Below are 16312 nucleotides of genomic sequence, written 5' to 3' on the forward strand. Positions count from 1 at the left end.
CGGGCTAAAGCCCGCTCCTATTGAATATACAGGAAGTCATCCAGGAATACCGGGCCAGTGTATCAAGATTTTGAAACCTTAAAAATTAGTAATTCCCGTCACTTTTTTTCAGTCATATCAGTTAAATTTTCTTACCGCAAACTCAGATTAATTAAGCTTAAAAATATTTTTTAGCAAAGGAGTGTTTCGCTCAGCAACAACAATTAACTTTTGCAGTGGCTTTGTATAATTTATCTTATAAATGAAGGATTATATAACAAAAATGCCCCGGTAAAAACCGGGGCATCCTTATGTATTGTAAGAAAAATCTTATGCTTGTACGTTGTTACCTCCTAATACGAAAGGCTCAACTTCTTTGATTTCTCCGAACTGCTGCTCGTAGTTAGCAATGTTCTGTTGAAGAGCAGATAATACTCTTTTAGCGTGAAGTGGAGCAAGAATGATTCTTGATCTTACTTTAGCCTGTTGAACACCCGGCATTAACTGGATGAAATCTACTACGAACTCAGATGGAGAGTGGTTTACCAATGCTAAGTTAGCATATACTCCAGCAGCTACCATTTCGTTCAATTCGATGTTGATGTTTCCGTCTTGTGGATTTTGATTGTTGTCCATTGTTATAAAATATGTTTTTAAAATTCGAAATTTGAGATTGTGAAAATATAAAAATAAATCCAAACCTCAAATTTCAAATCATTAATTTTAGTTAAGGTCTTCGAATTCTTTCTTAGAACCCACAATTACATTCTGATATTCTTTAAGACCTGTACCTGCAGGGATTCTGTGCCCTACAATTACATTTTCTTTAAGACCACTTAAGAAGTCAACTTTACCAGCTACTGCTGCTTCGTTAAGAACTTTCGTAGTTTCCTGGAATGATGCTGCAGACATGAATGACTTAGTCTGAAGAGCTGCTCTTGTAATACCTTGAAGTACAGGCGTTGCTGTAGCAGGTAAAGCTTCTCTTACTTCAACTAAAGCCTGATCTTCACGCTTCAATTTAGAGTTTTCGTCTCTTAATTCTCTGGCTGTAATCATCTGACCTGGCTTGAATTCTTTAGAATCACCAGCTTCTACTACAACCTTAAGACCGAATACTCTGTTGTTTTCTTCCAAGAAGTCAAACTTATGCTCAAGAGCTCCTTCCAGGAACTGAGTATCACCTCCATCTACGATAGATACTTTCGTCATCATCTGTCTTACGATGATCTCGAAGTGCTTATCGTCGATTTTTACCCCCTGAAGACGGTAAACTTCCTGGATCTCATTTACCAGATATTCCTGAACCGCCGTTGGACCTTTGATTCTTAAGATATCATCCGGTGTAATAGAACCGTCAGAAAGTGGTGCTCCTGCTCTTACGAAGTCATTCTCCTGAACAAGGATCTGGTTAGAAAGTTTTACCAAGTAAATTTTTCTTTCACCAGTTTTAGCTTCTACGATCAATTCTCGGTTACCTCTCTTAATTTTTCCGTAAGAAACTACCCCGTCGATTTCAGTAACAACCGCTGGGTTTGAAGGGTTTCTTGCTTCGAATAGTTCGGTAACTCTCGGAAGACCTCCGGTGATATCCCCTGCTTTTGCAGATTTTCTTGGGATCTTGATCAAGACTTTACCCGCCTTAATTTTTTCACCATCGTTTACCATTAAGTGGGCTCCTACCGGTAAGTTGTATGCTTTCTGCTCAACTCCTTTAGAATCTACCACCTTCAGTGTAGGTACGGCTTTCTTATTTCTAGATTCAGAGATTACTTTCTCTTCGAATCCTGTTTGTTCATCAATTTCAAGCTGGAATGAGATACCTTGGATAATGTCTTCGTATTCAACCTTACCTGCAGTTTCTGCAATGATTACCGCGTTATACGGATCCCACTTACAGATTACATCTCCTTTCTTCACTTTATCACCAGGCTTCACTGCTAATTCAGAACCGTAAGGTACGTTAGCAATCATCAATGGTGTTCTGGTTTCGTTATCTGCTACCAATCTGAATTCCGTTGAACGTGAAACAACTACCTCAGCAGTTTTACCGTTTTCATCTTCAGAAGTAATCGTTCTTACTTCGTCCATTTCAACGATACCGTCTCTTCTTGCAACGATAGATGGGTTTTCTGAAACGTTACCTGCAGTACCCCCTTGGTGGAAGGTTCTCAACGTAAGCTGAGTACCTGGTTCCCCAATTGACTGTGCACCGATAACCCCTACAGCTTCACCCATGTGGATCATCTTACCAGTCGCAAGGTTTCTACCGTAACACTTCGCACAGATTCCTTTTTTGGTTTCACAAGTAAGTGGAGAACGAACTTCAACAGCTTCTAATCCTGCTGCTTCAATTCTCTTCGCCAATACTTCATTAATTACCTGATCTGCTTCAGCGATTAACTCATCTGATTCCGGATCATAGATGTTATGAAGAGAAACTCTACCTAAGATTCTTTCAGAGATCTTTTCAACGATCTCGTCATTTTTCTTAAGTGCAGTCACTTCAGTACCTCTAAGCGTTCCACAGTCGTCCTCAGTAACGATAACGTCCTGAGCAACGTCTACCAATCTTCTTGTAAGGTAACCAGCATCGGCAGTCTTAAGTGCGGTATCCGCAAGACCCTTACGGGCACCGTGGGTAGAGATAAAGTACTCTAGAATCGAAAGACCTTCCTTAAAGTTTGCAAGGATCGGGTTTTCGATGATCTCCGCACCGGTAGAACCGGCTTTTTGCGGTTTCGCCATCAAACCTCTCATCCCTGATAACTGACGGATCTGTTCTTTAGAACCCCTCGCCCCTGAATCAAGCATCATATATACAGAGTTGAATCCACCTTGGTCAGATTTCATTCTGCTCATGATCATTTCAGTTAATCCTGCGTTGGTGTTTGTCCAAACGTCGATTACCTGGTTATAACGTTCTGTATCTGTGATAAGACCCATGTTATAGTTGGCTCTAATCTCGTCTACCGTTTCAATAGATGTAGCAATCATCTTTTTCTTCTCCACAGGAACTACAATATCCCCAAGTGAGAATGAAAGACCTCCTTTGAATGCATTAGAATACCCTAAGTCTTTCATTGCATCCAGGAACTTCACTGTTGTAGGGAAATCAGTATCAGCTAAAACTCTACCGATAATGTTTCTCAGTGATTTTTTCGTCAATAGTTCATTAACGTATCCTGATTGTTTTGGTACAATTTGGTTGAATAAGATTCTACCTAAAGAAGTTTCAATTAATTTTGTTGAAATCTCTCCGTTTTCTTTAACCGGTAGTCTACATCTTACTTTAGCATTTAAAGAAACTCTTCCTTCAGCATAAGCGATTTCCGCTTCCTCAGGAGAATAGAATGCAAGACCTTCACCTTTCACTTTCATATCTTCTGTAGAGCTCAATTCTTTAGTCATGAAATAAAGACCAAGAACCATGTCCTGAGAAGGTACTGTAATAGGAGAACCGTTTGCAGGGTTCAAGATGTTCTGAGAACCTAGCATCAATAACTGAGCTTCAAGGATCGCCTCTGGGCCTAACGGTAAGTGTACCGCCATCTGGTCACCATCGAAATCGGCGTTGAATGCTGTTGTTACCAACGGGTGAAGCTGAATAGCTTTACCTTCGATCATCTTAGGCTGGAATGCCTGAATACCCAGTCTGTGAAGGGTAGGTGCTCTGTTCAATAGAACCGGGTGACCTTTCATCACGTTTTCAAGGATATCATATACTACAGGCTCTTTTCTGTCGATGATTCTCTTTGCTGATTTCACAGTTTTTACAATTCCTCTCTCGATCAGTTTTCTGATGATGAACGGTTTGTAAAGTTCTGCTGCCATATCTTTAGGAATACCACATTCGTGAAGCTGTAAGTTCGGACCTACAACAATTACGGAACGCGCAGAGTAGTCAACCCTTTTCCCTAGTAAGTTCTGACGGAAACGACCTTGCTTACCTTTCAATGAATCAGAAAGTGATTTCAATGGTCTGTTTGATTCAGATTTTACAGCAGAAGATTTTCTTGTATTATCGAATAATGAATCTACTGATTCCTGAAGCATACGCTTCTCGTTTCTCAAGATTACTTCCGGAGCTTTGATCTCCAATAGTCTTTTCAGACGGTTGTTTCTGATAATAACTCTTCTGTAAAGGTCATTTAAGTCAGAAGTTGCGAAACGTCCTCCATCCAATGGAACCAATGGTCTTAGTTCTGGTGGTATTACAGGAAGCACACGCATAATCATCCACTCCGGTCTGTTGATCATTCTTGTATTAGCACCTCTTAGTGCTTCTACAACGTTCAATCTTTTAAGAGCTTCAGTTCTTCTTTGCTTAGAACCTTCGTTGTGAGCTTTGTGTCTTAAATCGAAAGACAATGCATCAAGATCGATTCTTTTTAAAAGATCTTCCACAGCTTCAGCACCCATTCTGGCGATGAATTTGTTTGGATCGGAATCATCAAGATACTGGTTTTCCACAGGAAGAGTTTCCATGATATCCAGGTACTCTTCTTCTGTAAGGAACTCCATGTTATCGAAGTCAGAGCCGTCTAATTTTTTAGCAATACCCTGCTGAATCACTACATATCTTTCGTAGTAGATGATCATGTCTAATTTCTTAGAAGGAATTCCTAAAAGGTAACCGATTTTGTTTGGTAAAGAACGGAAATACCAGATGTGTGCGATAGGCACGACAAGGTTGATGTGTCCGATTCTTTCTCTTCTTACTTTTTTCTCAGTAACTTCTACCCCACAACGGTCACAAACGATCCCTTTGTAACGAATTCTCTTGTATTTACCACAAGCACATTCGTAATCCTTTACCGGACCGAAGATTTTTTCACAGAACAACCCGTCTCTTTCAGGTTTGTGCGTTCTGTAGTTAATAGTTTCCGGCTTTAAAACTTCCCCTCTTGATTCCTGAAGAATCGATTCCGGTGAAGCTAAACCGATGGTTATTTTATTAAATCTACTTGATTTATTTTTATTTGACATAATTTAATTTTTGATTAAAAGATTAAAAGATTGAAAGATTTAAAATCACTTTCGCTCTTATCATCTCAGAGTTAATTAATTCTTTAATTTTTTAATAATTAAATCTTTTAATTACTCCTCCAATCTTACATCAAGTCCAAGTCCTTGTAACTCGTGAAGTAATACATTGAATGATTCCGGAATACCTGGTTCAGGCATAGATTCACCTTTTGCAATAGCTTCATAAGTTTTCGCTCTACCAATCACGTCATCAGACTTCACTGTCAGGATCTCTCTCAAGATGTTAGAAGCTCCGAATGCTTCAAGAGCCCAAACCTCCATCTCTCCGAATCTCTGACCTCCGAACTGAGCTTTACCTCCTAACGGCTGCTGAGTAATCAGTGAGTAAGGTCCGATAGAACGTGCGTGCATCTTATCATCTACCATGTGTCCAAGTTTCAGCATGTAGATTACCCCTACCGTAGCCGGCTGAGTAAATCTTTCCCCGGTACCACCATCATAAAGGTGAGTGTTACCAAATTTAGGAAGACCTGCTTTTTCTGTGTACTCAGTAATCTGATCAAGCGTTGCTCCATCAAAGATTGGCGTAGCGAACGTCATTCCCAGTTTCTGACCAGCCCATCCAAGAACTGTTTCATAGATCTGTCCGATGTTCATACGGGAAGGTACCCCTAGTGGATTCAATACGATATCTACCGGTGTTCCGTCTTCAAGGAATGGCATATCTTCTTCACGAACGATTCTTGAAACGATACCTTTGTTACCGTGACGTCCTGCCATTTTATCCCCTACGTTCAACTTACGTTTCTTAGCGATATATACTTTAGCCAATTTCATGATACCAGCCGGAAGTTCATCTCCGATAGAAATTGCGAATTTCTCACGGTTTTTAACCCCTTGGATGTCATTGAACTTGATTTTATAATTGTGAATCAACTGTTTGATCAATTCATTCTTATCGTTATCTACCGTCCAGTCTGCACCGCTTACGTTAACGTAATCTTCAACTGAAGTCAATAATTTATGAGTGAATTTCACACCTTTACCGATGATTTCTTCATCAAGGTCATTGGTAACTCCCTGAGAAGTTTTACCGCTTACCAGTGTGTTTAATTTTTCAATTAAAGTATTTCTCAACTCATCAAACTTAGCCTTGTAAGTGTTTTCAATTTCTTCAAGTTTAAGTTTTTCTTCAGTTCTCTTCTTTTTATCTTTAATGTTTCTAGAGAACAATTTTTTGTTGATAACAACTCCTCTTAATGATGAATCTGCTTTCAATGAAGCATCTTTCACATCACCGGCTTTGTCACCGAAAATCGCTCTAAGAAGTTTTTCTTCAGGAGTCGGGTCAGATTCACCTTTTGGAGTGATCTTACCGATCATAATATCTCCAGGCTTCACTTCAGCACCGATTCTGATCATACCGTTCTCGTCAAGATCTTTGGTAGCTTCTTCAGAAACGTTTGGAATATCTGCTGTAAGCTCTTCCATACCTAATTTGGTATCACGAACTTCAAGAGAATATTCATCTACGTGGATTGAAGTAAACCAGTCTTCACGTACAACTTTTTCGTTAATTACGATTGCATCCTCAAAGTTGTATCCTTTCCAAGGCATGAACGCTACTACTAAGTTTCTACCAAGAGCTAGCTCTCCGTTTTCAGTAGCATAACCGTCGCAAAGTACCTGACCTTTCTGTACCGTCTCACCTACTCTTACGTTTGGTCTTAGGGTAATGGTCGTACTCTGGTTGGTCTTTCTGAACTTAGTAAGGTTGTATGTTTTAGTAGCAGACTCGAATTGTACTAAATCTTCGTCGTCGCTTCTTTCATATTTAATAGTGATTCTATCAGCATCTACATATTCTACAAGACCTGTACCTTCAGCATTGATCAAGATTCTTGAATCTTTAGCAACCTGCTGTTCCAGACCAGTACCTACGATTGGAGCCTGTGGCTTCAACAATGGAACGGCCTGACGCATCATGTTGGATCCCATCAATGCACGGTTCGCATCATCATGCTCCAGGAATGGAATTAATGAAGCTGAAATACCAGAGATCTGGTTTGGTGCAACGTCGATAAGATTAACCTGAGCTGGTTCAACTACCGGGTAGTCACCATCAAGTCTTGCGATAATTCTGTCTGTTAAGAATTCACCGCTGTCAGTCAATTCTACGTTCGCCTGAGCAATTACTTTATCTTCTTCGTCTTCTGCATTCAGATAAATAGGGTCAGCAGAAAGATCGATCTTACTGTTTTCTACTTTTCTATATGGAGTTTCGATGAAACCAAGGTTATTGATCTTAGCATAAATCCCCAGAGATGAAATCAAACCGATGTTTGGTCCTTCCGGAGTTTCAATCGGACAAATTCTTCCGTAGTGGGTATGGTGAACGTCACGAACCTCGAAACCTGCTCTTTCTCTTGATAAACCACCAGGCCCTAGTGCAGAAAGTCTACGCTTGTGCGTGATCTCTGATAGCGGGTTGGTCTGGTCCATGAACTGAGAAAGCTGGTTGGTACCGAAGAACGAGTTAATTACTGATGTTAATGTCTTAGCATTTACAAGGTCAAGTGGAGTAAATATTTCGTTATCTCTAACGTTCATTCTTTCCTTGATTGTTCTTGCAATTCTTGAAAGACCTACACCGAACTGTCCTGCTAACTGCTCTCCAACGGTCTTGATTCTTCTGTTTGATAAGTGGTCAATATCATCCACATCAGTTTTTGAGTTTACTAACTCAATTAAGTGTCTTACAATCGCAATGATATCTTCTTTTGTAAGAACTTCAGTTGTAGTTGGGATGTTTAGGCTTAACTTTTTGTTTAGTCTGTAACGTCCTACTTCACCTAATGAATATCTCTGCTCAGAGAAGAATAATTTCTCAATGATTCCTCTTGCCGTTTCCTCATCTGGTGGATCTGCATTTCTTAACTGACGGTAGATGTACTCTACTGCTTCTTTTTCAGAATTCGTAGGGTCTTTCTGTAATGTATTCTGGATGATAGAGAATTCATTGCTGTTTTCTTTGTGAATCAGGATAGATTTCACACCAGCATCAAGAATAAGATCTAAATGTTCTTTTTCAAGAATAGTTTCTCTGTCCAGGATGATTTCGTTTCTTTCGATAGAAACTACTTCACCTGTATCTTCGTCTACGAAATCCTCGAACCAAGTGTTCAATACTCTCGCAGCCAATGTTCTTCCTTCCACTTTTTTAAGGGCCGCTTTAGAAACTTTCACTTCTTCAGCAAGGTCGAAGATCTGAAGGATATCCTTATCAGACTCATAACCGATCGCTCTTAATAGAGTAGTTAATGGTAACTTTTTCTTACGGTCGATATAAGCATACATTACGCTGTTGATATCTGTCGTAAATTCCATCCAAGATCCTTTGAAAGGGATAATTCTTGAATAGTACAGTTTAGTTCCGTTAGCGTGGTAAGTTTGTCCGAAGAATACACCAGGTGAACGGTGAAGCTGCGTAACGATAACTCTCTCAGCACCGTTGATGATGAAAGATCCACTAGGCGTCATATAAGGAACCGGGCCTAAATACACATCCTGAACCACAGTTTGGAAATCCTCGTGCTCAGGGTCTGTACAATACAATTTAAGTCTTGCTTTAAGAGGAACGGAATACGTCAATCCTCTTTCCACACACTCGTTAATTGAATAACGTGGAGAATCTACCAGATAATCAAGGAATTCCAATACAAACTGATTTCTAGAATCGGTAATTGGGAAGTTTTCCTGGAAGGTTCTGTATAAACCTTCGTCTGTTCTGTCTTCTGGAAGGGTATCAAGCTGGAAAAAATCTCTGAAAGACTCTAACTGGATGTCCAGGAAGTCAGGAGTGATAATTTTTCCTTTAGCTGATGAGAAGTTAATTCTCTGATTCCCCCTTGTTGTTGCTGTTGTTTTACTCATAAAACTTTTAAGAAAGGGTTAAAAAATATTTTGATTCATTCAAAAATATCAGAAGAAGACAAAAAGAGAAAAGAGGAAAGAGAAAAGAATAAGTGGGAAAATTTTGGCGCAATTATCGGTCTTTATTCTTTGTTCTTTATTCTAAAAAGTCTTTGATCTAACTTCTAACTGCAACGCTGGTATATCTTTTCACAGCGTAATGCAAAATATTTTTATTACTTTTGAGGCGGAATGAGCCGCAGTATCTACATACGAGAAATCCCTTTCATTATTTTGATGAAAGAGCTGATTTCCAGTATTTTATAGATTTTCGTACAATGATTCGCGCCAAAAGAGGGACAAAGGTACAAAAACTTATCCACATAGGCAAATAAAACCGCTTCATTTTGAGAACGTTAAACGTATTTACATAAGAAAGGCCGTCCCTGAGGGACGGCCTTTCATGTATAGATTATGAAAAATTACTTCACAATGATCTTATAAGATTTCACGGTTGACTTGGTTTCTATTTTTACCACATAGATTCCAGCCGGAAGTGAAGCCGTATTGATTTCAGCATTACCTGAGAATTTATCCGATCTAATCAACTGCCCCTGAGCAGAGAATAAGGTATAAACACCATTTTCTTCAGATCTTACATTAAGGTTTTCACCAGATTTTACGGGGTTTGGATATACTTTAATGTCATTAGCTTTTTCTGTAATATCAGCATCGATTCCTTTTCCAGACTTCATCTGAGCGTTTTTCATCAGAGTAGCATACGGTGAAAGTGGAGAATTTGGCGCTCCTCTTTTCACAAGATCTGTATCTACAACTGCCTGAATACCGTCTTTGTCAAGATCTACAATTCTGGAAATAAATCCTGCTCCGAAATCATCAAGGTCAGCTTTATCAATTGCATACAGGTCATACACATCTCCGTTTGAATTTAAGTCAACGAAATCCGGTTTATCATCACCATCCGTATTTTTAAGAGGGTACTTCAAGATTCCGGAATCCGGAGAAGTTTCTAGGATATCTGCAATACCGTTGGCTCCTACCGCAACCCCTTTATCAATAATACCGTTACGGTCTGTATCAATCTGGTTGATCACTGATGTTGGAATACCGGATTCAAATAAATCTAAGATTCCATCATTATCAGAATCAAGATCCAGATAAGCTGCAATTCCGTCTCCCAGTACCTGAACAGGTCCAAATACTCCTTCTGTATCATCATCTTCAAACTTACCATTCTTGTCAAGATCTTCTATTGCATCAGGAATTCCATCATTGTCAGAATCAAGATCACAAGCATCCATAATACCATCACCATCTGTATCCAGGGTAGGCGATTTGTCATTTACAGCCGTACATCCTTCTGCACAGTCAGGAATACCGTTTCCGTTTAAGTCAATACTGTCATTACCGTTTGGACATTGGTCAAAACAGTTAGGAACGCCATCATTATCATCATCTCTGCTAGCAAAAGCATTGTAGATATTATAGTTTTGAGGAATACGTACACCCGTACCACTGTAGAAAGTTACCTTAATACGGTTGAATGGCTTTGTAGATTTTCCACCCACATAGAATTTATTGGAATCTGTCGTGAAGAAATTTCCACTAATCAAACTTCCAGTACTTGTAAAACTATCCGTTTGTGTATTATTGTTGTAAAGCGTTACCGTAATATTTTCAAGTACACTTACCCCAATCAGGTTAGCCGCTTTTTCCAATGTAAATCCTGCATAGGTATTGGCAGGAAGCAAAGTATTAGTACCTACCGTAGCATAAGCCGAGAATATACTTAGGAATGAAGCTGCAGGAAGTGTTGCCGTTGCATAATTAGAAGTATTGGTATCTACAATAGCTGACGTATTAGTCATTTTCGCTAAGATAAGACCTAGAAATCCAGGACCGGAAGTCCAGTTAGATCCAGTCACGATATTTCCGGGAATAGCAGAACCGCTGGTCTGAATCTTATCATTACAGTCACAAGATGCAGGCTCTTCAAATGCATAATATACTTTAAGCGATCCTAAATTAACCCCTAAAGTCTGAGTAATTTTCAAACGTACTTCGTTGAAAGGCTTGGAAGAAGTCAATGTCACTTTCTGTTTTCCTGAACCGAAGCCTAAAACTTTAATATTAATCAGTCCTCCTCCATCAAATAATGTTTTGGAATCCTGAAGCTGACCATATAAATACGTTTCTACTGTAATATTTTTAAGAAATTCTGCACTTAACAGTTTTCCTTCATCATCAGGAGAAATAACAAAGCCGGTTTTGTTTCCAGCCGGATATACCTGATTTTTGTCTAATACACCCACTGAATAAGATCCAAGAAGACCCACAGGCAACACAACAGACCCGTAAGAGTTTTTGTCACCGTCTCCGATTCTTTCTTTGTTCTGGATAAATGAAAGCGGAGCCAGGAAACTGCTGCTTCCCGATACGTTCCCGTCTACACCACTTCCCGCAATGATGTCATCACAGATACCATTTTGGTCAACCGGTACTTTGGCAGGATCGAATGCAAATGCATAATACACATTCATTGAACTGAATACAGACAATGCATTCGTTTGATATAATCTTACTTCATTAAATTCTTTTGTCGTTTTTAAATGAAGAAAAATTCTGTTCTTGCTTCCTCCGAATGCAGGAACAGATAATAAGGTACTGCTGCTGGTTGTTTCCTGAAGCACACCGTTTTTATAGGTACTGATTCTTAGTGAACTTAGTAAGTCTACTGTAATGAAACTTGTTCCAAGATCAACATTAAATCCGGTAATATATCCAGCCGGATACATTCCGTTTGTATTCTTTACAGAAATACCGTTTCCACTCAAAAGGGAAGCAAAATTCCCCATACTTACGCTGTTATCAAGGTTTGCATCCACTACCGGATTCATACTTCCGCTATAACATGCCAAACAGATTCCTGAATTGTTCACAGGTTTTGCCTCTACCCCCATCCCACGGATCGGTTCGTACCCTTTTTGAGCAGATAATGCCGCAGACATCATGAAGACCATGAGTATCGCCGCCAATCTATCGAATAATTTTTTTGCCATTGTTTTGTTTTTGTTTTATGTTAAAGTTTGTGTTTTCTATTATAAAGTCTGCCACCCGTAAGTGGTCGTATTCGTTTGTCTGCAGCCTACGAAGTTACCAGATGTTACACCCAGCACAGTGGTCACCTCATAAATAATGGATCCTGCATTACTGGCATCACAGGTAGGTCTTGTAGCAGTAGATTTAATCTGAACAGCCTTGCTTACTTCCAGATCTGCATAGTTTGTAGAATTGGGATTCATGTTGATTCCCACATCAGTAAGGACCGTACCTACAGCGCCCTGTCCGGAAAACACCTGTGTGGTATTGGCATAAGTAGACTGGCTACCCGTAGAAGTTCCTCCAATTCCTATGGCAATAGAACCTGTTCCACCTACTGTGTTATTACTACCAAAAGCGAAATTATTCAGGGTAACCGTGTTATTGGCTCCAAAAGCAAAACCTCCCCCTGAAGCATCATTGGAATATCCTACCGCAACTGCAACAGAGTTTCCTGTTTTGTTAAATCCTCCGAAAGCGAAATTATTGGCAGATACTGCTGTATTCCCAGCGCCAAAAGCTTTCCCACCATTACTCACTACATTTGTTGATCCAATAGCAACTCCAGGGAAATTAGCTGCTGCTGCAGTCGCTGTATTTCCTCTTCCCAGTGCTATGTTATTTGAAGTAGCATTGATCACATTCGTACTACCCCATGAAAGACTGGAAGCATTTTCTCCGCCTCCTGACAAACCTCCCGCAGCATCAAGAACTGCATGCACTTTATTAGCAGTGATCGTCACAAGGTCAGCAGTTCCTTTAGTTCCAAGATAATTGGCGGAAACTGGTGCAGCTCCTAAAACCTCTGCCGATGTAGAAATCTCACCGCTGGCATTTCCTTTTACCTGCCATTCTGTTCCTGTTTGTTTTTGCCACTGTGTACCGTCGAAATAATAATATCCCGGAGTGGTAATATTTACTGTTTGTCCGGCCGGAGCAATGTCTGCCAGTGTCACATAGACCAACGCTCCTGTCTGAGCCGTTCCATAGTTTTTTTTATTCAGCTCTGTCTCGGTCAGCCTGGGAGCAATAATCCCATCCATTTTAGTTGTCACCGAAGGAGACCCAACCACATCCAGGGTTGCCTGGCCTAGATTTGTATTAATTCCTACTTGTGCGTTTATCCCGATGTAGAAAGAGAAAGCCGCGAGCGTCAATAATCTGTTTTTCATTTGTAGTGATATTTGTCTTTTTTTTGTGTGTTTCATTTGTTAAGAAGAGGCATAAAGGTCCTTTTTACACTCTGGTCAGGAGCGGAAAATGTTTATTTTCGTTAAAGTAAATGGATGTAGTGTGCCTGCGGTAGGATTAAGATAATTTATCCGGAAATTCAATAATAGAATCAAAACCTCCCAGACTTTTAGAATCTCCAGCGGGATACCTGACTGTTTCCCCGTATAACTCAGTTTCCATATCAGCAGATAAAAAATCTAAAGACTGACTGGTACACAGTTTATCGGATGTCATAAAAGAAAGGATTTTCTTTAAGGAATCATGATGAATCAAAGCAGGGCGGATAGATTCTCCACTCCCTATTTTCATATGATATGCGTTTTTGAAACTCATCTTATTCTTCTGCTGTTCTCTATCAGCATCCATTTCCGGAGAAATATTACTGACAGCAGGAATACATGGTTCAATAGCGGAACTTACACTTTTATCTTTTCCTAAACTCTCTGCAGGGGTTTCAAAACAGTCTGTTTTATGAGAATAGCACGAGGAGGCAGTAGATTGCTGTACTGTTGAAGATATGGTGCTTAGACTTCCTATCTGCAGTGCGGCCAGCATACTGATACAATATGCTACAGCAGAGCCATAGAAGATAAAGTAACTTCTTTTCAAATGTGTGTGTGTTTTTTTCGGTACAAATATAGTAATTTTTCAATCAAAACAATATTTTAATATTAAATTTTGATACAAAATATACAATTCTATGAATAATAAATATTTAATTATGTTAAATTAAAGTAAATTCATAATCATATTTGAATATACAGCAACACACAGCAAACATATTGAAATACCACTGAGAAATATGCACGGTTTCAGGATGTTATAATAACAAAAAAGCCCGGACATTGCTGTCCGGGCTTCCTATTTTATAGTAAATTGAATTATTTCAATTCTACTTCAGCACCAGCTTCTTCTAATTGCTTCTTAAGAGCTTCAGCTTCGTCTTTAGAGATTCCTTGCTTGATAGCAGCAGGAGCTCCGTCTACGATATCTTTAGCTTCTTTAAGACCAGCACCAGTTAAATCTTTTACTAATTTAACGATAGCCAATTTAGAAGCACCTGCAGACTTAAGAATTACGTCGAATTCAGTCTTTTCTTCAGCAGCTTCACCTGCACCACCTGCAGCAACTACTACAGCAGCAGCAGCTGGCTCAATTCCGTACTCATCCTTAAGGATAGTAGCTAATTCGTTTACGTCTTTTACTGTTAGGTTTACTAGCGTTTCAGCTAAATTTTTTAAATCTGACATTGTTGTAATGTTTTTGTTGATTATTTATTTAATTTTTTGAGAGTAATTATTCAGCAGCTGGCGTTTCGTCAGTGCTTTCTGCAGCAGGAGCTTCTGTAGCCTCAGCAGCAGGAGTTTCTTCTACAGCAGGTGCAGCAACTTCTTCAGTTGTAGCTTCTACTGTTTCAGATTTGTTTTGAAGAGCAGAAACAACTCTTTGAATTGGAGACTGAAGTAATCCGATGATTTCACCGATCATTTCTTCTCTAGACTTAATGCTTACTAGAGCATCAAGGTTGTTGTCACCAACATAGAAAGTTTCCTGAACAAAAGCAGATTTTAAAGCCGGCTTCTCTTCTTTTTTTCTAAAGTCTTTGATTAATTTTGCAGGAGCATTAGCTGTTTCAGCAATCATCAAAGCAGAGTTACCTTTGAAAGTTTCAAACATTTCAGAGAAATCTACTCCGTCAATTTGCTCCATTGCTTTTTGTAAAAGTGTATTTTTTACCACTTTCACTTTGATATTCTGCTTGAAAGCCTGTCTTCTGAAATCAGAAGATTTAGCAGCGTTCAAACCGTCTAGATCTGCTACATAAACTACTTTCGCATCCTGAAGCAAATCTTTGATCTCTTGTATTGCTACAACTTTTTGGTCTTTTGTCATTGTCTTAAGGATTATTATTAGTTAACAGATTTACTATCAATTGCAATACCCGGGCTCATTGTAGAAGAAAGATAAACACTCTTCACATAAGTACCTTTAGCAGCAGTTGGTTTCATTTTGATCAATGTCGAAATTAATTCCTGAGCATTTTCTTTGATCTTAGCAGCATCGAAAGATACTTTACCAATACCAGCATGGATGATACCATACTTGTCTACTTTGAAATCAATTTTACCTGCTTTTACTTCAGCTACTGCTTTACCAATTTCCATGGTTACAGTTCCTGATTTAGGGTTAGGCATTAGACCTCTTGGACCTAGTACTCTACCTAATGGACCTAATTTACCCATAACAGCTGGCATCGTAACGATAACGTCAACGTCTGTCCAACCTTCTTTTATTTTCTGTAAATATTCGTCAAGACCTACATAATCAGCTCCAGCTTCTTTAGCTTCAGCTTCTTTATCTGGTGTAACAAGAGCTAAAACTTTAACATCTTTACCAGTACCGTGAGGAAGAGATACTACACCTCTTACCATTTGGTTTGCTTTTCTTGGATCTACACCCAATCTAACAGCGATATCTACAGAAGCATCAAACTTCGTAGTGTTTACTTCTTTTACAAGAGCAGAACCCTCTTCAAGGCTATAGATTCTTCCTTTTTCTACTTTGCTTAAAGCTTCCTTTTGCTTTTTAGTCAATTTTGCCATTTCTATTAGTTTTAAGCGTTAAAAGTTGGTTTAGTTCCTGTTACTCTTAATCCCATAGATCTAGCAGTACCTGCAACCATAGAAACTGCAGAATCGATTGTAAAGCAGTTAAGGTCAGTCATTTTATCCTCAGCGATTTTCTTCACCTGATCCCAAGACACAGAACCTACTTTGTTTCTGTTTGGTTCACCGGAACCTCCCTTGATCTTAGCTGCATCCATTAATTGGATCGCTGCAGGTGGAGTTTTAATAACGAATTCAAAAGATTTGTCTTCGTATACTGTAATTACTACAGGTAAAACTTGCCCTGGCTTATCTTGGGTTCTCCCGTTAAATTGCTTACAAAACTCCATGATGTTCACACCTGCAGAACCCAATGCTGGACCTACTGGTGGAGAAGGGTTAGCTGCGCCACCTTTCACCTGAAGCTTTACCATTTTAAAGACTTTCTTAGCCATTTTTAATTTTTTTAGTTT

General features: G+C 39.2%; 10 protein-coding genes. All 10 read right to left on the reverse strand.

Going from position 1 to position 16312, the window contains the following annotated elements; translation table 11 throughout:
* Nucleotides 1-309: 309 nt before the first annotated feature.
* Entirely contained in the window at nucleotides 310-615 is a 306-nt protein-coding gene (locus BM143_RS16175; protein ID WP_034723398.1) for a DUF3467 domain-containing protein, read from the reverse strand.
* An 87-nt stretch (nucleotides 616-702) separates the two neighbouring features.
* Entirely contained in the window at nucleotides 703-4968 is a 4266-nt protein-coding gene (rpoC, locus tag BM143_RS16180) for a DNA-directed RNA polymerase subunit beta' (protein ID WP_034723397.1), read from the reverse strand.
* Between the two features lie 111 nt (nucleotides 4969-5079).
* Nucleotides 5080-8901, reverse strand: a complete 3822-nt coding sequence (rpoB, locus tag BM143_RS16185; RefSeq protein ID WP_034723396.1) for a DNA-directed RNA polymerase subunit beta — start codon at nucleotides 8899-8901, stop codon at nucleotides 5080-5082.
* A gap of 461 nt (nucleotides 8902-9362) precedes the next feature.
* A complete protein-coding gene (locus BM143_RS16190; RefSeq protein WP_090025557.1) occupies nucleotides 9363-11960 on the reverse strand; it encodes a T9SS type A sorting domain-containing protein in 2598 nt (865 codons plus the stop codon).
* A gap of 39 nt (nucleotides 11961-11999) precedes the next feature.
* Entirely contained in the window at nucleotides 12000-13172 is a 1173-nt protein-coding gene (locus BM143_RS16195) for a hypothetical protein (RefSeq protein WP_139222060.1), read from the reverse strand.
* A 136-nt stretch (nucleotides 13173-13308) separates the two neighbouring features.
* Nucleotides 13309-13842, reverse strand: coding sequence for a hypothetical protein (locus BM143_RS16200; RefSeq protein ID WP_139222061.1), 534 nt, complete (start codon nucleotides 13840-13842; stop codon nucleotides 13309-13311).
* 272 nt (nucleotides 13843-14114) lie between these two features.
* A complete protein-coding gene (gene rplL / locus BM143_RS16205) occupies nucleotides 14115-14483 on the reverse strand; it encodes a 50S ribosomal protein L7/L12 (protein WP_034723387.1) in 369 nt (122 codons plus the stop codon).
* Nucleotides 14484-14529: 46 nt separating this feature from the next.
* A complete protein-coding gene (rplJ, locus tag BM143_RS16210) occupies nucleotides 14530-15126 on the reverse strand; it encodes a 50S ribosomal protein L10 (protein WP_090025562.1) in 597 nt (198 codons plus the stop codon).
* A gap of 17 nt (nucleotides 15127-15143) precedes the next feature.
* On the reverse strand, nucleotides 15144-15836 hold the full coding sequence (gene rplA, locus BM143_RS16215; protein ID WP_034723382.1) for a 50S ribosomal protein L1: 693 nt from the start codon (nucleotides 15834-15836) through the stop codon (nucleotides 15144-15146).
* Nucleotides 15837-15847: 11 nt separating this feature from the next.
* Nucleotides 15848-16294 (reverse strand): 50S ribosomal protein L11, encoded by a 447-nt coding sequence (gene rplK / locus BM143_RS16220; RefSeq protein WP_034723381.1) that lies wholly within the window; start codon nucleotides 16292-16294, stop codon nucleotides 15848-15850.
* Between the last annotated feature and the right edge of the window lie 18 nt (nucleotides 16295-16312).

The sequence above is a fragment of the Chryseobacterium oleae genome, from assembly GCF_900115055.1.
Classification (GTDB): Bacteria; Bacteroidota; Bacteroidia; order Flavobacteriales; family Weeksellaceae; genus Chryseobacterium; species Chryseobacterium oleae.